This is a genomic window from Candidatus Woesearchaeota archaeon (assembly GCA_016187565.1).
In the GTDB taxonomy this organism is placed as follows: domain Archaea; phylum Nanobdellota; class Nanobdellia; order Woesearchaeales; family JACPJR01; genus JACPJR01.
Window position 1 is genome coordinate 1 of record JACPJR010000004.1, and the last position, 21,170, is coordinate 21,170.

The 21,170-nt window shown below is 41.0% G+C and carries 18 protein-coding genes; 9 read left to right on the forward strand and 9 right to left on the reverse strand.

Features of this window, described 5'->3' with window-relative positions; genetic code table 11:
* Positions 1–135: 135 nt before the first annotated feature.
* Positions 136–504, reverse strand: coding sequence for a hypothetical protein (locus HYW21_00995; GenBank protein ID MBI2547903.1), 369 nt, complete (start codon positions 502–504; stop codon positions 136–138).
* Between the two features lie 75 nt (positions 505–579).
* Complete coding sequence (locus HYW21_01000) at positions 580–1,005, reverse strand: hypothetical protein (protein ID MBI2547904.1); 426 nt, start codon at positions 1,003–1,005, stop codon at positions 580–582.
* Between the two features lie 152 nt (positions 1,006–1,157).
* Here HYW21_01000 and HYW21_01005 point away from each other — a divergent pair, with 152 nt between their 5' ends.
* The gene (locus HYW21_01005; GenBank protein ID MBI2547905.1) at positions 1,158–2,444 is read left to right on the forward strand and encodes a hypothetical protein; all 1,287 of its coding nucleotides are present in this window, start codon (positions 1,158–1,160) and stop codon (positions 2,442–2,444) included.
* Positions 2,445–2,515: 71 nt separating this feature from the next.
* Positions 2,516–3,799: a radical SAM protein gene (locus HYW21_01010; protein ID MBI2547906.1), complete on the forward strand. Its 1,284-nt coding sequence runs from the start codon at positions 2,516–2,518 to the stop codon at positions 3,797–3,799.
* A 1-nt stretch (position 3,800) separates the two neighbouring features.
* Here the strand turns inward: HYW21_01010 and HYW21_01015 are convergent, their stop codons facing one another.
* Positions 3,801–10,058, reverse strand: coding sequence for an Ig-like domain-containing protein (locus tag HYW21_01015; protein ID MBI2547907.1), 6,258 nt, complete (start codon positions 10,056–10,058; stop codon positions 3,801–3,803).
* Positions 10,059–10,320: 262 nt separating this feature from the next.
* Between HYW21_01015 and HYW21_01020 the strand changes: the two genes are divergently transcribed.
* On the forward strand, positions 10,321–11,235 hold the full coding sequence (locus tag HYW21_01020; protein ID MBI2547908.1) for a hypothetical protein: 915 nt from the start codon (positions 10,321–10,323) through the stop codon (positions 11,233–11,235).
* 20 nt (positions 11,236–11,255) lie between these two features.
* On the opposite strand, the gene HYW21_01025 is transcribed toward HYW21_01020, so the two are convergent.
* The 4 genes from HYW21_01025 to HYW21_01040 all read right to left on the reverse strand — a co-directional run bounded on the left by HYW21_01025 (position 11,256) and on the right by HYW21_01040 (position 14,547).
* Entirely contained in the window at positions 11,256–11,462 is a 207-nt protein-coding gene (locus HYW21_01025) for a hypothetical protein (GenBank protein MBI2547909.1), read from the reverse strand.
* Positions 11,463–11,536: 74 nt separating this feature from the next.
* Positions 11,537–12,607: a hypothetical protein gene (locus HYW21_01030; GenBank protein MBI2547910.1), complete on the reverse strand. Its 1,071-nt coding sequence runs from the start codon at positions 12,605–12,607 to the stop codon at positions 11,537–11,539.
* 203 nt (positions 12,608–12,810) lie between these two features.
* Positions 12,811–14,076, reverse strand: coding sequence for an ammonium transporter (locus HYW21_01035; GenBank protein MBI2547911.1), 1,266 nt, complete (start codon positions 14,074–14,076; stop codon positions 12,811–12,813).
* A 294-nt stretch (positions 14,077–14,370) separates the two neighbouring features.
* The gene (locus HYW21_01040; protein MBI2547912.1) at positions 14,371–14,547 is read right to left on the reverse strand and encodes a DNA-directed RNA polymerase; all 177 of its coding nucleotides are present in this window, start codon (positions 14,545–14,547) and stop codon (positions 14,371–14,373) included.
* A gap of 106 nt (positions 14,548–14,653) precedes the next feature.
* On the opposite strand from HYW21_01040, the gene HYW21_01045 reads away from it, so the two are divergent.
* Positions 14,654–15,718 (forward strand): hypothetical protein, encoded by a 1,065-nt coding sequence (locus HYW21_01045; GenBank protein ID MBI2547913.1) that lies wholly within the window; start codon positions 14,654–14,656, stop codon positions 15,716–15,718.
* Positions 15,719–15,762: 44 nt separating this feature from the next.
* Here the strand turns inward: HYW21_01045 and HYW21_01050 are convergent, their stop codons facing one another.
* Positions 15,763–16,488, reverse strand: a complete 726-nt coding sequence (locus HYW21_01050) for a helix-turn-helix domain-containing protein (protein ID MBI2547914.1) — start codon at positions 16,486–16,488, stop codon at positions 15,763–15,765.
* A gap of 94 nt (positions 16,489–16,582) precedes the next feature.
* Between HYW21_01050 and HYW21_01055 the strand changes: the two genes are divergently transcribed.
* The 4 genes from HYW21_01055 to thiD all read left to right on the forward strand — a co-directional run bounded on the left by HYW21_01055 (position 16,583) and on the right by thiD (position 19,363).
* Complete coding sequence (locus HYW21_01055; GenBank protein MBI2547915.1) at positions 16,583–17,701, forward strand: SGNH/GDSL hydrolase family protein; 1,119 nt, start codon at positions 16,583–16,585, stop codon at positions 17,699–17,701.
* A gap of 175 nt (positions 17,702–17,876) precedes the next feature.
* Complete coding sequence (locus HYW21_01060) at positions 17,877–18,134, forward strand: AbrB/MazE/SpoVT family DNA-binding domain-containing protein (protein MBI2547916.1); 258 nt, start codon at positions 17,877–17,879, stop codon at positions 18,132–18,134.
* Positions 18,131–18,538 (forward strand): putative toxin-antitoxin system toxin component, PIN family, encoded by a 408-nt coding sequence (locus tag HYW21_01065; GenBank protein ID MBI2547917.1) that lies wholly within the window; start codon positions 18,131–18,133, stop codon positions 18,536–18,538. Before HYW21_01060 ends, HYW21_01065 begins: the two co-directional genes overlap by 4 nt.
* Before the next feature lie 9 nt (positions 18,539–18,547).
* Positions 18,548–19,363, forward strand: a complete 816-nt coding sequence (gene thiD, locus HYW21_01070; protein MBI2547918.1) for a bifunctional hydroxymethylpyrimidine kinase/phosphomethylpyrimidine kinase — start codon at positions 18,548–18,550, stop codon at positions 19,361–19,363.
* Positions 19,364–19,385: 22 nt separating this feature from the next.
* Here the strand turns inward: thiD and HYW21_01075 are convergent, their stop codons facing one another.
* Positions 19,386–20,030: a class I SAM-dependent methyltransferase gene (locus HYW21_01075; GenBank protein ID MBI2547919.1), complete on the reverse strand. Its 645-nt coding sequence runs from the start codon at positions 20,028–20,030 to the stop codon at positions 19,386–19,388.
* A gap of 153 nt (positions 20,031–20,183) precedes the next feature.
* On the opposite strand from HYW21_01075, the gene HYW21_01080 reads away from it, so the two are divergent.
* On the forward strand, positions 20,184–21,140 hold the full coding sequence (locus HYW21_01080) for a cupredoxin domain-containing protein (protein MBI2547920.1): 957 nt from the start codon (positions 20,184–20,186) through the stop codon (positions 21,138–21,140).
* The last annotated feature ends 30 nt before the right edge of the window (positions 21,141–21,170 follow it).

Sequence of the window (21,170 nt, forward strand, 5' to 3'; positions counted from 1 at the left end):
GGTGATGGAAAGTTTATGGGTTCAGTTGGACACATCACTCTAGAGAAAGCAAAAGAATACGTAAAAAATCACGAGACTCATGACGCCAAAGACTTACTGACTAGGAATCCCCACCATTTATGGTTGGGGAGGACGTCAATTTTTAAACTGATTGAATTCGATGGAATTAAAACCTAACTTCCTCTGCTTACTTTCGTCAACCCCTTTATCCAATACTTTTAATCTGGTGCAGATTATCATCCTGAACTTTGGAATGCCGTGAGCAGAAACACTCTTCCCAATACTAAGCCTCTCCGCCAAAGCAAAGCTTTCCTTATGTGATTTCAAGACAGTAAACTTAAGCTCATCTTCATCTCTCTTCACAGTAAGAGTAATATTTCCTTTCTTGGTTGTTCCTTTAGCAACAACCTTGCCTTTCAATCGTAAGCGTTTCTTAAATTCCTTAATCTTCTTTTCCATCCTAGCCATTTCCGTAAGCTTATTGATAAGAGTCTTATCTATCATATTCATAATCCTCTCTCAAGCATCATTGATATCTTTTCACAAATACCCATTTGTTTGGCATTCTATTCAAAAAAACTACTTACCTTTTTTCTCTTTTGGTTTCGATTGCACTGACCGGACATACACGGCAATGATAAAATCAGCATGGAGATGGGCGTCATTAAGGTAAGCGTTGATGAGCTGCGTCAGAAGGATAATAGCAATAAATAATAAGGATGAGCCAAGGATTCCTGAGAACAGTGCAATCCAGTTAATAATCTCTTTGACAAAGGCTATATTGCCAAAAATAAGAGAAAACAGAGAGATATACAGCAGAATATAACAAATAACTCTTGCAATGAACAAACGATTGACTTTCTTTCGTATTATGGTGAATTCTTTAAGATGCTGTTCAAACTCATCTTTTAATTCAGAAGGACAATCTTTCTTGAGTTGATCAACCATCGGTTCGAGTTTCTTCCAGATTCTCTCGACGATATTGAGGGTGGAAAATACTTTCATTGACTGGAGAAGGATGTTGTCCTATAAAAAGCTAACTTTGTTATTTTATTGGCGTCTAATTCAGGGATAGTTACGGACGGGAAGAAACTTTTTTAAATATACGTCTCCTTTACTCTATTTTATCTTTATTTTGTCAGGAGAACGTGAGGGGAATGAAAAGTTTACGTCGACTTTTTACTGCTGGAATGGGCTTAGCGATTGCTGGATGTTCTCATATTCAACCTGTGACGATGAGGTACGTACCAGAAGAACCGGTGCCACGTACCTTGGAGCAGGTCATTACTGAGGATTATGCTGTCCGTTTAGAGGGGAATTTTACCGAGGAAGAGCTTGTTGCAATGCAATATGCCCTCGATGCGTATCTTGGAGTTATTGATTACCGACAGATTGGTGGAACAGATCTGATTCTCCAGAAGCGTCAGCCATTTTTGACCTTGCAGGAACGGACCGAGATAACAAGTGATGTTGAGCAGAGCATTGCTTCTCTACAGAGGAGACATCTCTCCTATCGTCGACAGTTGGAACCAGTCTTAAATAGATATGGGTTAGGAGAGTATCGTTTTGAAAGACATGATACGAGCAGCGAACAGAGTATTCGCTCTGCGTATGAGGCACTTGGAAGACTCTTAGTAGGAAAGCGTACTACCTTTCGCTTAGGCTATTTGCAAGCACCAGCTGAATGTGTGGATATTATTACCCTCGTCCCTCTGGATAATGTTTTGGAATATGGTAATGATTTTCCTTGGTCTCCAAGGTCATATCAAGCAATTGTTGTTCATGAGATGACGCATGCCTTTACGCTCGATCCGGATCTTAGTCATGCAACTGCTCCCTTGCTCACTGATTTTAGACAGATTGATGGAGAAGTTGATGACCGAAAAAAGAAGGATCCGGCATTTGATGTTCGTGTGGGTTATGTTAGTGACTATGCCCACTTTCAAGATGATCTTCCGCGCTTACAAGAAGATTACAACCGTGTTCAGAATATGGAATACATCGAGCCTGCGTTAGAAACAATCATACGTTTAGCTAGTCAAAGAAATGATCCCCATGCTTTAAAACTCGCTAGGAACTATCTGGGTGTGTTAGAAGAATACCATCATTTACAACAAGAGGTTGCAACCTTTCTCGCTTCTACGGTTAAAACAGTAACTATTGAAGTTGAAAAAAAATGGGAAGATCTTGCTGAAACTGGACAGTATTATGTGTTAGGAGAAGACAGCGGTATTGTTGTAGATCAGGAACAATGGAGTGAACCGTACATCCCAGCAAAGCTTGCTGCATTTGATCGTTTTTTTGATGCATTGCGATGCTGGAATAGTCATTTACCTGAGCCGAGCCGAGAAGCTTCACCTTTTTTGGAATTTGACAGCAAACCCGCTGTTCTCTATACCACTGAGGGACGTATCGAAACATCAACACTGAACACCTCAAAATAACCTACGGTGTATTTCTTTTTTCCTTTGTGATACGAATGTTTAAAAATGCTATGGTTTTCTCATAAAGGAGTATGCTTTCCTATGATGATTTATTGTTCGAAGAACAGCACGATGGAATGATACGCGTACAAATCTATAACTTCTTTTTTAGAGATATCTCTCGTGAAGAACTAGCTGAACGTGTAGGAACCTTTCGTATCCATGATAAAAAAATCATTGTTGAGAATCGTGACCCTGTACGTGTCCAAAATAAATTTATGCAATTTTTCCGTCGTTATAAAAAGGACCTTGTCTATACATTAAATCAGAACCCTGCTATCTATGTAGATGAAGATTTGGGTCTACCACTCGTTGGACTAAACTTTTTGGGGATTGTCGATAAAGGATCAGAGATTCTGGAACTAAAGCCTATTACGAATTGTAATGCAAATTGTGTTTTTTGTTCGGTCAATGAAGGGCCAAGCTCAAATAAGCAGATTGATTTTGTGGTTGATAAAGATTATCTCGTGGCAGAAACAAAAGCACTCTTAACCTACAAAGGAACAAGAGGCATGAGTTTATGGATTAATCCTCATGGCGAACCAACCTTGTATGCCAAACTTGCTGGGCTTTGCAGCGATCTGCTGGGGAATGAATATGTGAAGGATATCCACATCATTACCAATGGCATGCTTCTCACCAAAAACCTGGTCGATGAGCTTGACGCTCTTGCTTCTTTAGAAGGAAAGCCGATACATATTTCAGCGTCTCTGTCAGGATTACGACAGCAAAAAGAGGAATCTTCACGTTTCAATAAAGAAGGCTTACCTTTAGCAAAGCTGATGATGGGAAAAACCTATCATGTTGATCTTGTGCTCAAGAACCTTGGCTACGCATGCCAGAAATTGCCGATAACCATAACACCTGTTTTTGTGCATGGTATGAATGATGATGAAATGAAGAACATTATCCAATTAGCTCAAGTATTATCAAAAGGAAAAAACGTGCGCCACGAAGTAAAGGTTATGATTCAGAAGTTCTGCAAAAATAAGCGAGGCAGAAATCCGGTTAAAGAACAATCATGGGAAGAATTCTTTAGTATTCTGAAGAACCTTGAAGGTGAAACAGGCACGCAACTCCTACATCCGTTAGGAAAGATTCTCAGGACAAAAGAATTACCTGTATTGTGTAAAAAGCATGACAGGATCCAGGTAAAAATCCTCTGTCCAGGAAGATATCACGCTGATCGTCTTGGTGTGTTGGAAACTCCACAAGGAGATCGAGCAGTTACTCTTGTCGGATGTCATGCTGATAAGGGGTTGGTAAAGGCTGTCGTAGTACAAAGCAAGTATTCGATGATTCTGGCAAAGACTTAAATTACGGAAGTACGGTAGGCTTGCTTTTTCGGTATTTATAGTAGATAAAGCACAAAGCCATGATAAAAAAGATTATTGGAATAAAGATAGAAAAAAGATTTCTTTCTTTTCTTAAAACATTGATGGTTTCGTTTTCACCTTTGCTCATGTTCTCAGGACTTGGAGTAAACTGAGAAAGATCATCCAGCTGAGGAACTTCACTCTTATCTGACTCCAGTGGTAGGTCAAGTCCTGTCTTATTAGCGATGAGTGTTAAGGGCTCTGTCCTAAGCGTTATGGCGAAATAGGAAAATCCAGGAGTCATTGCAGCATAATAGGCATATGTTTCATCACTGTTTTTTTGTACAGTAGCTACGTCCTCCCAGCGTTTATTATCTTCATTAAATCGGAGAAGCATAACCCTTGTACGAGATGCGTCATATGATCGTACAAAGGTACGATTAACACGGAACGATATATCTCCTTGTGAAATGTCTTTATTAATGAGGTTTTTCGTATTAACTTTAAAGTAACTGTATGTCAAGGAGGAAGGTTCAGGTAGAGTTTCTGGAAGTGTTGTAACCTTTTGAACCCCGACTTCAACATTGAAAAGATCCTTGTTTGATCTAAACGAGAGATTAGTAACGTCTGAATCTTTAATACCTAGTGAATATTGCTTACCTGAGGTAATGATATCCCATACGTAAGAATCAGCATTGCTAAAACTACCACTTCCTCCTCCTCCTCCTCCGCCACCTCCACCATCTGAACTGCATGATTGTTCATTAGACCCAGTGTAAGTTCTTCCGCAGGAATTACTATCGATCCACCCATTACACGTCTGCGTGTTGCCACTGCAGCTACTCCACGAATTACAGGACCAGGAAGAGGTACATGAATAATTTATCTGCCTTACTCCGGAATGTCCTAAACCAGTGACCCAGAAAGAGTCAGTGGTATTTTCATAACTGCAAAAATATCCTGCATGATTTGTTCCATCGCACGTAACTTTTCTTTCGTCCGATTGGTTACAGCCAAAACTAACAAAATCAAGAGAAACTATCTCTGCATCTTTAATACAAATGCCGGTTGCAATAGAAGTTTTATTTTTCAGTGTGAACGTTTTCCTTCCATTGGTAAGGTTAACCCCATATATCAGAAGTCCCGTGTAATTATCAGAAAATTCTCGTTCTTCTATCTTTATTTGTGTTAGATCAAGAGGAATACCAGGAGTGAAATTATAGGTAAAATTAATTAAATTAATTAAAGGTCTATCCGCCTCTCTGAAAACAACATCAAGAGGTCCTGTTAGATTTCTTCTTAGGTCAGAAGATCCATTAACCTGTATTTCAAGATTGGGTATATTTGTCGTAATGTGGTGTACTTCTCCCATCAAAGAATCATTGCTATCTAAAATACCATCATTGTCGTCGTCTTCATCAAGGTAGTCTGGAAGTAAATCGTTGTCACTATCCTTAAAAGCGGTTGTAAAAGAGGTATTATAACCCCCAATGAGTTTGTTCTCGTATACGTCAGTAATAGTATCAGATAATGCAACAGTGTAGGTCATATTCTCAAGAAGCGTGAGGTAGGGATCAAAGATGACGGTTTTTTCTTCATTCATAAACGTATACGATCCAAGTACATCAATGTGGTTTGATTCATTCCCATACCTTACCCTAAAACTTTCAGTTGTTATTGTATCCTCCTTGATGCTCGTAGAGAAATCTATAGTAATAGTAGTATAAGGCCATACGTCTCTCGAGTTATTTGACGGAGAGATATAGGTTACATTCACTGTTGGCATGTCTTCAGAGGAAGCGGTCGTAAAAGAAGAGGAGTAATTTGTCGAAAGGTGATTCCCGGATATATCCGTAATTCCGTCCAGAATTGTAACTCTATAGGTAGTGTTCTTTAGAAGATGGCTTTCTGGTGAAAGGATGATTTTCCTTGAAAGATTCTCGAAGACATATGACCCCGGAATAACTATGTTCTGGCTGTTATTCTGGTAACTGAGCATAACTGTCTCATTCGTAACTGTTTGAGGAAGTATTGATTCAGAAAACATAGCGGTTATATTACTCTCTACATCGATACTTTCGCTGTTATTTAGGGGAAATAATGACGTGACATTTGGCGGAGTTGTATCAAGACCAAACATGCTTGAAGAAGGAGAAGTTGTCAGAGATCGAATATAATATCCTGGATCAGTCCCTTGCTCATATTCTATAATTACCTTGTCTGTCTTTGGATCAATAAGGTATATCTGATCACCATACCAGTTTGCAATGACGATCTCTCCAGAGGGAAGAATGCCTGGCTTATTGTAGGTAGTTATGTCATAATTATTGTTGGGATAACTACGATATCCTTCTTGTGCATTAATATCAATGATATTTATCCCTGCATACCATTGTGGAATCGTTTCATATACTTTGTTTCCATCCTTTGAAAGGATAATCCCTTGCGGATAACCGTAAACCCCAGGAATAAAAGAGTCTATCAAAGATTCATCTGCGGTTGTATAGAATGACAAACGATGAGGATTATCATGTGCGATTACCAAAAGGCTACCATCAGAGGAAAGTGTTCCACTTACTGGTGCATCAAAGGTTTCGACTGTTTTTAGTAAAACAAATGATCCAGTAGAATACACAGCAAATCTGTTTCCACTCTCATTGATGACATACAGTTTGTCATTCGTTGGGACAATGTTTGTTCCAGAATTCTCGATTAAACCTAAACGTTCATAAGGAGGAGTTGCTGAAAAAATATCAATCTGGTTTGTCCAATATCCTCTATTGACAAACGCTTTTGAGCCATCAGGGCTAAAAAGAATTCCTGGTACGATCACATCTAGGTAACTCCAATCACCATTAAAGAGTTCAATAAATCCTTTTCTTTCGCCGGTGTTTGGGTCAAAAATTGAAATACCCTTTCCGAAGTTTGGTGCAAACCACAGCCCGTTGTTGTCTGGTGACACTGTCACCTCTTGTGGATAATATGAGCCTTCACAGCCATAATAGATACTGCCATAGCAATCGTTAATTTGATAGACGGGTTTTTTAAGAAATGGATCTGACGCGACAATAATACCTCTGTATTCATTCGCCGTATATACCAACGGGTTTGAAGGTCGTTGGCTGTTTTCCAAAACCTCAATTCCCCAACTATTGAGCACATTATTACCTTTATTATCACCACTAAAGGTTTGGACGGTAAGTGTCCATACTCCTTGTGTATTTTCTCCTGCGAGCATGGAAAATGGCCGTGATCCTGCATAGGTAGCAAAGGTTTCAAATGGATAATAATCAATACCAATCCATCCGTCTATTCCTTTAATAAAATCAAGAGTACAACCTTTTCCGCAATCATAATTCTCAGCAATAGGAATAAATTCAAGTATGGGGATAACTTTTCCTGATGGTGTTGTAAGACTGATGTTCATATTTCCAGTAGAGTAATACGAAAAGTTGAGATAGACAAAAAGATCAGAAATATACAGCTCGTCGGAAACTTCAATCGTATCGTTCATTTTGGAGTATGAAGCTAAAGGTACCACAGGATTTCGCTTATATTCTCTACTTATTTCAAACCCATTTGAGAGTACGGCTGTTTGGTTATCCGGGTTGATAACTTTTACGTCATAGAGACCCTGTTCTAAGTACGGAACAGTAAAGCTCAGTTCACGAGAAGAGAGAAGCAGGACATCGGTAACTCTATAATCACCGATAGAGACCAGAGGTTGGTCATAGAAAAAAGAACCACGAAGGACAACAGGTCTGCCTTGAGGGCCATGTGATGGATCTGGACCTTCGAGTACCGGTGCTAATGGATTACCGGTGTATTCAAAAGCATTATTAAGTATAAATGTCCACGTCATTGATTGCCCGGGTTGATTCTTAACGGTGATGCTGACATTCCCCACAATATTATTCGGTGCAATGGCAGTTATTGATCCCTGGCCATTATAAACAATTTCCTCTGCTTCATAGTCGCCAAACCAAACCTCTATATCGGGAGTAAAGCCTTCTCCAGTAAGCGTAACAGATGTGTCTCCTTGATTGGATCCAGACTGCGGTGAAACCTCTGAAATGTGGAGAGGATTACGTTCAATCCCCAAGGTATAATAGCCGTATTCTCCAGATAACGGTAGTTTTTCTTCATGATAACGTGAAACATTGATAAAGTACGTACTATCTTCAAGAGGAGTGATGAAAACCGAAGATGCCTTGAGGTCATTAGGGTAAACGGTGTTTTTGTAGGTTGCATCATCACTTATGTCGAGAAGATTATAGTTGGCATCATATATTTGTATTACTGTATCAGCTCCATCATAGAGAGCATGGGTGTAAATAACATATTGCGTATCCTTGTTAAGCACGGTTTGAAAAAGATCATAGTCTCCTGCAGCATAAAATGTATGTGCCTGCTCTTCACTGGGGAGAATCTGCTTTGCAGTTTCAAAAGTATCATCAGACTCGTACACATCAGCAAAATACTTTATGCCTTCTAAGTCAAAAATAAATTTTAGGGGATCATCATGGGGATATCCTATTGCTGCCCATCCATCCCAGAACGATTCCATAGTGACGTGTTTTGATCTTATTTCAAAGGTATCTTGAATGTGTTTAAGTGAATCCCATACATTTTTATCTCCTTCAGGGAAAATATAATCTAATGAATCATCATCACTACCGGGGCTATCATCGCTTGTAGTGGTCGAATCAACGATGTCATATAACGCTGCTCCGACAGAAACCTCTTGGCCCGCTCCTTGCTCACCAATTCCCTTTCGCCAATCATTATAAGTACAGGCAGGATCACCAAAACAGCCGTACCATGTTGTCCGATTAGAAATGCCATTTGATTCTATATAATATGCAGGATCTTTGTAATACTCTGATTGAGTAAGTCCTTTGTACGCGCGAACAGCAGCAGAGATATACGTCGCAATGCCTTCAGTATACGCTAATCGAATGTCCCATTGACCAGAAAAACCATGGCCTCCGTAAAAATCTTCATATTGTGAATATTGATGGGTTAGGTAATGACCGGTCTCATGTAAAATAACGGTGTCATCGTAACTGTCATCATCACTACCAATGTCTCCTTTAAGATAAACATTACCGTTGACATCATAATATTTTCCATCGGTGCGGCCAATGTCCCAATAGTAGGTAAGTCTCTGTGGGGCAGGCTCTGTTTCACCAATTGCTTTAAGATAATCTTCAACATCTTTTGCAACATCCAAAATGTTAAATGCTCTGGAAGCGTTGGTGCTAAACTCTGCTAACACTGGCTGGTCGGTGAAATTGATGTTTTCCGTAGGCTGATGATACAAATAGTCAACACCAATAGCATGCGTTGCATTAGCTACTTTATCGAAAACAAGAGGATTGAGAAGTTCTGGGGATTGCATGGTGTCAGCAAAAACAACAATACTGAGGTTTCGTACTAATGTATCATACATGCCTATCTCGAATTGACCATCATTGTCAGTTGACGTAAGAGCAAGGATCTCTCCTGTGTCTTTATCAAAAACAGTAACATCAGCTCGTCGTATTGGGCGTGGAACATTTTCGTAAAAAGAGTATCGGTCAAAAAGTCTATCTTCATAGAGGAAGGTTCCAGCAACAATGTAATTGAAGTCACCCTCATCTCCCTGATTTAAACCAGCTCCCTCAGGGCTATCCATTCCTTCAAGGGTACGTGGCACAGGATTCTGTTGGAGCTGTACCCCCAGAGATACCATATATCGTCTACCAGAGCTATCAAAGAGTACAGAAGGTTTGTTATAAGGCAATGCTTGGAGAATGTCCATGGTCGGGTTAAGTATTTTTCGTCGTTCTAGCAAGAAACCATTCTTTACATGAACAGAAACCCCCACTTCCCTTGGGTTGATCTCTTCTGGAATCGTGATCTTAACCCTAAATGAACGGGCAGATCCTTCTTCCAGATTAAAGGACATTTCAGGCTCTCCTTCATTAATAGCATAGGTGTTAGGCAAATAAAAGTTAATTGTACCTTCAAGTGGGATTTTAGTCTCTAATGTTGCTTCAATGATAAATTCATTTTTAGACATCCTTTGGAGACGATAACCGTTAAAGTAAAGATTATAAGGTGCTTTATCATGCTCGTGAGTATCCATAGTCAATGGATCGTTGAGCATGCGCTCTGATACTTTCGGAAGAGGATTTATATCTGTCTGTTCAGAAACGAAGTTCTCTTCACTGGTCGTTTTTGGTTCTTCAAGAACGACTTCCTTTGCTTCTCCCATTACGTTTTCTGTGGGGGGTTTTGAAAAATCAGTACAGGCAATTATACCTATCAGAGAAAAAAGTAACGTCACCAATAGGAGCATGCGCGAGTAACCTGACTGCATAAAGCCTCTGTTCACAAAATGATCAAATAAAACCTAAAGGCAATTTATATATATATCTTTTGGAGTTTTATGAGAATGTTCTTAGAAGAGATAGAACCACTTTGCAGTGGTTATCATGTAAAGATTTATAAATAAGATATTATTCGCCTGTTCCATTATGGACGTCAGACAATTATACGCAGACAATCTGCTCGGCAAAGCCTTTCAAGGGATGTATGATGCAGGACTTACAGGTCACCAGACCCAACCAGTTACCGTCCAGGTGGAAGGTCCAGAGGTGATTCCTGAATGCGTGATATTAACGTGGTTGGCAACGAATTATCACTGTGCACTTGATTTTGATAGGGAGGGTAATCCCATCATGGGTAAACTCGGAGGAACAATTCCTGCTCTTGGATTCATGGATGCAATGCATTTCTCTGATTATTCTTCCGGATCTCAACCTCACGATTCTTTGAAAAGACCAGCTCGACGAGCGATTGCTCTTTCTGAGAGTAACCTCACTCATGTGCACTTAGGGATAGTTAGTAGTGACGATTCTGTAAGGGGGAGATATCATATGCGCAGCAAGCGTATAAAAACTGGAACTGGCTCTGAAGGAGAGGTTACTGTTCTTCGAACAAATGAAGGTATTGCGAGCTATGATTTTATGTCAGGGGTTGTGCCACCAGAGATTGCATCCTTGGATGAAGTGTTGGCAGATCATGCCCATCTTTATCTTGGTAGTTTAGCAGCAGAGCAATCAGTTCCATCGGCTGGTTTATATGCCTCACTGTTTCCACGGAAACATCTACCACGCGAATACTATGTTTTGCATGTTCCTGTTGATGGAACGCTTATGCAATTACGCGGAGAAAATAAAGATGAAGTATCTCTCCCTGCTGGGTTTCTCGCAGGATTTCATATAACCTATAGTGATAAAGCTTCAACAGTTAGTGTCAGACCACTTATCCCTACAGAACGTCATGATGTTAGGCCTCTCCACGAAATGGGTGGTATTCTTCCTGTTAATTCACCAATTGTTGCCTTAGGCATGGGCTCATCCACAGGTCGTCTGCACCATTTCTTTTAAGAGCAAGTACTATCTTCTTACTATTGACATACCGGTCGTGTACAGGTATTCATACAGAACCATTGTTGCTTGTACGGTTGGCTCACTATCTCTTGCCCTTCCTCACAGCGAGGAGCTGCTGCCATAGGACAATTCGTGCAGTATTTTGGTGAGAGATACGCTCCGTACCAAACGCCAAGAATTCCTACGACGATCAGTCCAATGATGATAATCAGTTTCCATTGCATGGTAACATCCCTGAAGTAAAGGTGCTATTTATAGTTTGTGAAAGCTTCAAAATGAGTAGAACTTAAAGAAAACGTTATCCTCTCCTTACCTGCATACTATTCCTGAGTACGTCCATAACAGAATCATACAACCGTATTTCTCTTTGTTTCTGAGGATGAGTTTTCCAGCGCTCTGGAAGATGGAACGGATTGTTTGTAGAATCAACGCTAACTTCCTGAGGAAGATTCTCGAGCAATACACGATTTCTCATGTCAAGAGTTCGTTGTGCTGAACCGCTTCCCAAACGGTTAACAAAGACACCTTCTGCAATAACTCTTTCTTCATTCTGAGGATCAACTCTTCGTGGAGGAAGACCAATTTTTCTCGTACTCACCTCTGGCCCATAGACTTCTACTTCACGGCACCCTATCATCCTACCAATTTCATCGCTCTCATAATCGCCCAAAATGAGATAATGAACTCCGAATGCATCTGCAAGGTAGGTCGAGAGTGCTATGCTATACAATAACTCTTTACCTCTTCCTGTGTCACACCATTGCCTGACTTTGGTCCAATAACTTTGGACGCCTGCTTCAACAGCATCGATTTGTAGGAGCGGCTCCTCACGTTTACTTAGTGTTAGATAATGCCTGAGATACATCTGTGGATTTCCTTTTCCATCAACGCCAAATATTTTAACACATGCCCCGTAGTCAATGTCTTCTTGGATGTAATGCGCAACACGCTCTTTTTCCTCAGGCTTTATGCAGTTGGGGATCTGGTTCATCATCTCGAGTACTTGTCGGTAATCTCCATTTCGAGGGACGATCAGAAAATGATACCCATCTGGAATGCTTTGTTCCATGCATGCATGCAATAGTTCTTGGGAAGGCGCTTCGCGTACTATCCGTTCAAGTCTTGCAAATCTTTTGGCTTCCAACTGCCTACCCGGAGCAACTACAACCTCCTTAAGCGTGGTTGCAGCTTCTGTATATGCATAACAACAAAGAAACCTGAGGTGAGCCTCAAGCTCAGAGGGGGTAATCTCTGAGGGTAATTGGTCCATTAAGTCACCATAATGTGCACAGAGATCTGGCCGATAGATATCAAAGGATGCTCTTTCCAAGTCAGTGGCGTTAACGAGAGCCTTATCTGTAGTTATCATCGTGAATACACCGAGTTATTTCTTAAGGAGTTCTGGAGAAATGACCGCCTTGAAGAGGGCATCATATCCTTATCCTTAGGTTAACCACCCTCTTTTCGAAAATAATCCAAAGAATCATCTTCTCTTTAAAAAATTTCTTTGTTTTGTTGAAAAAGAAAAGCCCCACACACGTGAGGCTCTATTCAAGAATTAACCTTTTTTATTCAGCCGTATGCTTCTTCTCCGTGCGTACTTTCATCAAGGCCTTTCTTTTCCTCTTCAGCACTGACACGGATCTGCATAACAGCGCTTAAGCCTTTGAGGAGGAGGAAAGAGCCGATAAAACTGTAGGCTGCCACAACGACCACAGCAATGAGCTGTGCTAATAATTGCTGAGGGTTTCCATAGAACAGCCCATTAACACCAGCCACATTTACTGCTACGGTTGCAAATAAGCCTGTTGCTAGTGCTCCCCAGATTCCTGAGACACCATGACAGGCAAAAACATCAAGGGAATCATCTAATTTTGTTCGTGATGCTCGCCAGTTTGCAACAAGGTTTGAGATGACCCCTGCAACTAGGCCAATGATGATAGATGCCAGCGGAGTAACATATCCTGATGCTGGTGTGATGGCGACAAGTCCACAGACTGCACCTACGGAAAGGCCTACTGCAGATGGCTTGCCTTTCATTAGCCAATCCACTACCATCCAACTTACTGCTGCAGAAGCTGCTGCAAGATTCGTTACCACCAGTGCTGAGACTGCAAGTGAGTTTGCTGCAAGAGCACTGCCTGCATTAAAACCAAACCAGCCAAACCAAAGGAGAGCTGCTCCTAAGATGACAAAAGGCACATTGTTTGGTTTGAACTCAACACCATTCCCATGATCAGCTCTTCTTCCAATAACAATGGCTGCTGCCAAGGCAGAAAGACCTGCGGCAATATGGACAACTGTACCACCGGCAAAATCAACTGCTCCCAGAGAACGGAGCCATCCACCAGGATTCCATACCCAATGAGCAATAGGAGCATAGATCAGGGTAACCCAAAGAACAACAAAAATCAGCAATGCCTTAAAGTTTATTCGTTCAGCAAAAGCCCCGATGATTAAGGCAGGAGTAATGGCAGCAAATTTCAGCTGAAAAAAGAAGAAGAGGAGTGCTGGAATGGTTGCTGCATAGGCAGCATCAGGGAGTGAGCCTACGGCGTTTAAACCGAAGTGGAAGAAGTTGCCAATAACGCCCCCAACACTTGGGCCAAAGGCAAGGGTGTAGCCCCATAATGCCCAGACAATGCTCACCACAGCAAAGATAACGAGACATTGAACTAAGGTTGAAACCAGATTCTTTTTTCGTACGAGTCCTGCATAGAAAAATCCCAGTGCAGGGGTCATTAACATAACCAGTGCAGAGGCTGTTGCCACCCAAGCAACATCTCCCGAGTTTAATCCTTCATCAGCAAAGGATATCCCCACCAATAGCAGGAGCATCCATACAAAGAGCACTCCTTTTTTTATCGCCGTCTTCATCATATTCATTGGTATCACCCCATAAAAATCCTCCTCGAAACTCAACGGTGCTTATATAAATCTTTTTTCAGATTTTCTAAACAAATAGCTCTTTTTTAGATTAATTCAGAGACAAGTGTGCTATCTTTTTATGGATTCAGCAGAAAAATTAGTACAAGTGACTATGTCATTGGATAGGTTTCTGATAGAAAGATTGTTAAAAGAAAAATAAAAGAAAAAGTAGATACACGTTGTTGTAATTACCTAGAAGATTAATTAATAATTGTTTCTTCGCTTACTCCAACAAGCACCGCAGTATACTGGTCTGCCACCTGGCTTTGGCTCGAAAGGAACTTCACAGCTCTGTTGGCACTCAGCACAGACTGCTTTGAACTTTCTCGCTGGCTGTCCGCCAAAGTCTCTTCGAAAGCCACCTTGGTTAAAGTTTCCCATTGTTTCTCCTCCATTCATTACATAAAAGAAATCGATAAGGTTTCTGTTATGTGTTTCTGTGGATACGTGGGAATATTTAAAAACCTTTCTATCTCTCTGCCATATCATGCCCCAGCAGGCCTATACCAAAGTCAGAGCAGTTGGCGTGTATCTTCCACAGTCTTATACGAATCAAGAACTGATAGATCGTACCGGAATAAACTCGTCAGATACCTGGATCTCTGAGAGGACAGGAATACGACGAAGGGGCATTGCTTCTGCAGAAGAATCCAACGCGAGTATGGCAGTCCAGGCAAGCATCTATGCCATCAATGAAGCAAGTGAAAAAGGCAGAGGAAAACCAGAATTGATTATTCTGGCAACGAATACGACGGTTGGTTTGGCTGAATCCGGTGCAGGGTTTCCCTGTGCAGCAGGAATGGTTCAAGCAGGATTGGAGGGATTGGTAGAGCCAAATTGTGGCTTTACTGACCTCAATTCCGGATGTACTGGGATCAATTATGCGCTGGCCTTTGCCGATAGCATCATTAAAAGTGGAATGTACCGGACCATTCTCGTTATAGGATCAGACAAACTATCAGATATTGTTGATTTTAGGCAGCGAGAGACCAGTGTGTTGTTTAGTGATGGTGCAACAGCCTATGTGCTCAGTGCTTCAAAATATCCGGGATTCATTGGCTATGACCTTCATGGAGATGGTAAGCAACGACATATCATCACCTCGCCTGTACGAGAACGATTACCCTTTCGTGGAGAGACGGTTGAAAGAGGACCAACCGTGGTTATGGAAGGAAGAGCAGTGTACAAAGCAGCTGTTGGTCTTTTAGTAACTATTGCCGAAGAGTTTCAAGAGAATGATCGTCTTAACCCCGAGCATCTGTCCTTTATGGGCCTTCGTGCAATAAACCCACACCAGTCTAACCGAAGAATACTTGAACATGCATCACGAGAAATTGCAGAAAAGCTTACAGCAAAATATGGTGTTCCAGTAACCGCAGAGGATGTTTTTAGCAAATTTGAAATCACTATACAGGATCATGGCAATAGTTCTACTGCCTCTCCTGGTCCAGGATTCGAGAATTTAAGGAGAACATTACAGCGAGGAGATCATGTTCTGATGATCGGTATGGGTTCAGGATTTAGTTGGGGAGCGAATCATTACATCTTTTAGCTCTCATTCTCAAGAAAAGCAGGAGAAAAAGGAAGGCCAAAAGATCAAAGATGTGCGTTTTCCCAGAGCACCTTAAAAAATCGGAGCTGACTTTCAATAAGGGGTTTTGATTGGATGAGTATGCCCGTAGGCTTTTCGCTCCAGCTGATGAGTGCCATCCTGTCATGACAGATACTGATGTTCGTAGGAATAGGATGCCCAACATACCGCATGCTGAGTGTTTCCCGTTTCTCAAACAAGGGTTTTAATTCTTGTCGTGCTAGACCCCTCACCTTCAATAGTTTCTCTTTTCGCTTACGATCATAACGTTCAAAAAAGGCTTGGATTTCTGCGTTGTACTCTTGCTGGTCAGTAGCAAAAAAGGAGTAATCATCCCCCGGTTGTGCATCCTCAATAAGCATGTTGAGCATAGTTGTCACGCCCTTAAAACCTTCATAGATTTCTGCTTCTTGCTTTTCATGGGCAAGGCTTTGGAGGATTTCCAATCGGGGAATCAGACGAGCAAACTCCTGTTCTTTTTCTTTGTAGGATGTTAAGATTAATGAGGGATGAACTGCCTGATATATCTTGATTTTTCCTCGTAAGACATAGGTACAATAGCCATTTTGGAGAAGTGCATGGAGCGTATTATGGGCCGTTGAACTTTGGAGTCCTGATTTTTCAATAATCCTACCTACTTTGACCGGTCCGGACTGTAAGAGTGCAAGATAGACCTTTGCTTCAGCTGGAGTAAATCCGAGACGCTGCAATACTCCTTCGATTTCTTTCATAGGTTAAGGAAGGCTTCCTCATATTTAAATCTGCCTATAACTCTCCATATTTGGAGAGTTTATTTTTATATGCCCTTTTAGTAACTACTTCTTCATGGCAAAACATCCATCTCCTTTCGGACCTTTTTCACAGAATCCGGTTATGCTCGGGTATGATACCCGTATCTTCAGAGCAGATAAGGATGTTGGGTTTGTGTTTCCACGAAGGAGATTAATCACCTCAACGGGCTTTGCTTCTTTAGAGAGAATCCTCAAGACCATTACCTTCGGAGATACAATGGTTATCCATATGGGGGACTCCTCAACCTCAGGATGGAACAGTAATACGGTGTATAAAGGTAACAAAGATCGAAGCGCACCTTTTTTTACCTACAAGACATACGCACAACTCGTCGAAGAACAAAGCGAGGTTATCAGTCTCAATGCCGGAGTTCCTGGATATTCTAGTCTTCAGGGAAGAAAATATCTTGAACAACTCTTGAAGCAAGTTGCTGTTCACGGTATTGATGTTTCTTGGGTAACGTTTTATTTTGGAAATAATGATGCAACCTACAATAACCATGAAGATAAGGTCCGCTTGGAAAGGAAAAAACCAACTCCGCAACATGACGGTTCTCGGGTAAGTCTTGGAGATTACCACAGACATCTCCGAGATATGATTGAAACAACTCGTGATTATGGTGCAGAGCCAATGGTGATCATGCCTCTTGTTCATTATGATTGGGAACCGGGCATACGATCTATCCATTATAGAACAGAATTTGAGGAAGCATTAGGAAAATTAGAAAGAGACGTGTGGCAGGATGTACAACGAGCGATAGAGGAATTTAGGGCAGGAAACTATGAACGAGCTCTGGAATTAGATAGAACTCTTCCAAGGATTAAGCCCCCCTATCAACAGGCATTGCGAGACATCGCACACGAAATGGATGTTCCTATAATTGATGTGCAAGCAGCAATACCACGAACTGATAATGAAGCATATTTTGCGGATTATTGTCATCCGTTAGAGCCGGCAAATCAAATGATTGCCGATGCGTTCTTTGCAATAACAGGGATTGAAAAAGGACAGAGGAAAGAAAGAAAAGACAGCAGCACACCATTACGTTACCGAATATTCGAAGGAGGAATTCATGTCTTAGGGCATTTTTTTCGACACAGAAAAGACATTCAGCAGCAACAGCCCGACAGCAATATCTATACCTTATCCTAATTATTCATCGAGGACGTAGTCTTCATCGAGCATGGCAGATAAAATCGAGATAGGGCATGTTAAACTCTCCCGATAGGGAATGGAGTGCTAGTTTGTTAAAGAATTTAATGGGTTGCTACCTGAAAACAGAAAGATTTAAATATGATAATCATATTAATATGAATTGGTGGTAATTATGGAATTTGAAATAACTACACTTGGAGAAAGGGGACAAGTGGTAATCCCTCAATCATTTAGAGATTATATGAACGTCCATAAAGGAGATAAATTTATGGTATTACAAAGAGGAGAACTGCTTGTACTCAAAAAAATACGTGCCCCCAGCATGGAAGACTTTGATAACATGTTAAAGAAAACTCAGGCTCATGCAAAGAAACATGCCTTGACAGAGAAAGATCTACAAGAAGCAATAAAAAAGGCACGTAACAAATGAGAGTTGTTTTAGACACGAATGTCTTTGTTTCTGGCATTCATTGGGCCGGTTCATCAGAAAAAATTTTGCGAGCATGGATGAACAAAGAGTTTGAATTAGTATCCTCTTTGCCAATAATCGAGGAATTAGTAAGAGTTTTAATGTGTTTTAAAGTGCCGCTTGATCCAGATGATATTTCTTGGTGGGAAAGTTTGATATTGGAGAAAGTAATTATTGCTATTCCTACCGAAAAAATTAATGTTGTAACCGACCCCGATGATAATAAATTTGTTGAAGCAGCGTTGGAAGGAAGGGCTGAATATATTGTAAGCCAAGATAAACATTTATTGATTTTGAAGGAGTATAGGGGAATTAAAATCATTCATCCAAATGAATTCTTGAAGATATTAAAACGAAGAAGGTGAGGAGTTACTATGAACAAGGATATTCCAAAGGCATTGACCATTGCAGGTTCTGATTCTGGTGGTGGGGCTGGCATTCAAGCGGATTTGAAGACCTTTGCCATGCTCGGTGTGCATGGATCGTGTGTCATTACCGCATTAACTGCACAAAACACCAGAGAGGTAACTGCTGTTCATAATATTCCCCTCGAGATGATTACTGCACAGCTTGATGCAGTTATGGTAGATATTGGAGCAGACGCTGTGAAGATAGGTATGCTCTCGAATGCAGCGATTATTACAACGGTTGTTGCAGGATTGCAGAAACACCACCTGAAAAATATTATTGTAGACCCGGTTATGATTGCTGCTAGTGGAGCGAAACTCTTGGAGGATCAAGCCATTGCTACATTGAAGCGTGAACTTATCCCTCATGCAGCGTTGATTACTCCCAATATTCCTGAAGCTGAAATTTTAGTTGGCCATCCTCTGAAGACCCCGAAGGCAATAGAAGAGGCAGGCAAAGAACTTCTTTGTCTTGGGTGTGCTGCAGTGCTTATCAAAGGAGGACATGCCACGACAAATACCACAACAAACGATGTTAAAGATTATTTTTTTGATGGCACTGACCTTCATGTCTTCACTAACAAACGGTTTGCAAAAGAAGGACATGGCACGGGTTGTACGTTATCGTCAGCCATTACCGCTTACCTCGCAAGAGGTATGACTATGAAAGATGCAGTTCAGCATGCAATTGCGTATGTCCACGGTGCAATCAAACACGGTTATAAGGTAGGTGCCTGTAACTATGTGCTGGATCATGGCTGGCAACAGAAAAAAGCGTCATAAGAATGTCATAAAGAGAGCAGTGTTATTGTGGTGAAGAATTCTTGGCATACACACAGATCCAGGCTGGTTTTTTCCCTCCAGCTCTGTGCCCCGTTAGCACAGTATCCAAAACTCTTTCTGCATGGAGTATGGTAAACCCAGTTGATTCAAGCAGTTCTTTTAGCTCATCAATGGTAAAGAAGCTGAAGAACCTTTTTCCGATCTTGTCAGGCAGCATCATTTCTCCCTTCCCTTCTTTAACCGAAACAAATAACAGCCCGTCTTTTTTGAGTAATCTTTTCCATTCAGTAAGTGCTCGTGCAACATCGTTCTTTGGTAGATGGAGAAGAGAGGCACATGCCCAGATACCATCATATTGTGCAGAGGGCAAATTTGTCTCTCGCATATCTCTAACCCATAATTGAACACTCGGATATGCACCTTGTAATTTTTTCTTGCATTCCTCGATTGTTTTTTTAGAATAATCAATGCCATCAACGACAAATCCTCTTTTGAGAAATTCTTGAATGTCCCTTCCACCACCACAACCAACATCGAGAATATTTTTACCCTTAAGTTCTTGAGCAAACCGTTCAATTTGTGTTTTCCAATTATAGGTAAAGCTCTTTTGCATATGCCATGCAACACCATGCTCATAATTGTTGTGCGTTTCTCGGTAGGTATCCATTTGCTTGGGAAAAACTGAATAGGGGTACGTTCAGTTTGGTCTTTCTTCTATGATCTTACCAATACCATGTATAAAAAGATTATGGCGTTGTGAAAGGCTATCTCAAGAAGATGATTCATAAATTATTTAAAGATAAGGAGGTAACTCGCTCTTATGCAATATCTTTCGTATCTGATGATGTATGTCTTGTACTTTGCAGTCATCATTATTGTTTCTGTCTATGTCTACAAATCACGGAAGATCATCGATGAAATGCACGGTATGATGATCGGCATGACCTTAGGCATGCTCACGGGTTTAATAACCGCAACACTCTTTCTCATACCAACAGGCAATTTTCTGTATGGCGTTATTATTGGGAGTATCGTTGGACTTCTGTTTGGGATACCTTTTGGCAAGCTTGGTGGACATCTGGGGATCATGGAAGGCATTATCGCTGGTCCTATGGGCGGTATGATGGGTGCTATGCTGGGACAGATGGTACGTCCGTTTAGTATCGAAATATTTATCCCGTTCTTTACCCTTGTCTTTTTACTTACCGTCGTAGGTATTACCTATGCCGTCAATTGTCGGCTGAACATCCATAATGGAGGAGAGCATACACAACAGCATCGAAACGATATTCTTCCAAGGAAATTGCTTTTGCTGTGGTCATTCATAACGCTGTTCTTATTAATAGCGAGCATTGTTCTGCCGTTTTCACTAGAACCCAACAAAAAAACATCTCCAAGTGTTACTGACTTACTGGCAAAAACTTCGGAAAAGGACAATAACACTGGTCAATTGCCATCGTATCTCCAAGAGTTAATGAAAGAGGAGCGACAAGAGGCAATTATAAGGGGGGATTATCAAGAGATTGATCTTCGTATTGGTGCATCAAAATATTCGCCGAATGTTATTGTTGCAATAAAAGGAATTCCCTTAAAAATAAATCTGTATGCTGATGAAAATGCAGGCTGTACCAGAGAAATTGTCTTTCCTGACTTTAATGTCGATAAGATAGTTCCTGCTGGCGGGAAAGAATCTATAGAGATTATGCCACAGGAAGCAGGAGAGTTTCCCTTTCGGTGTTCGATGGATATGGTCAGAGGGAAATTAATAATACAATAAGTTTTTACGAGGATAAGTTTTATTTCAAAC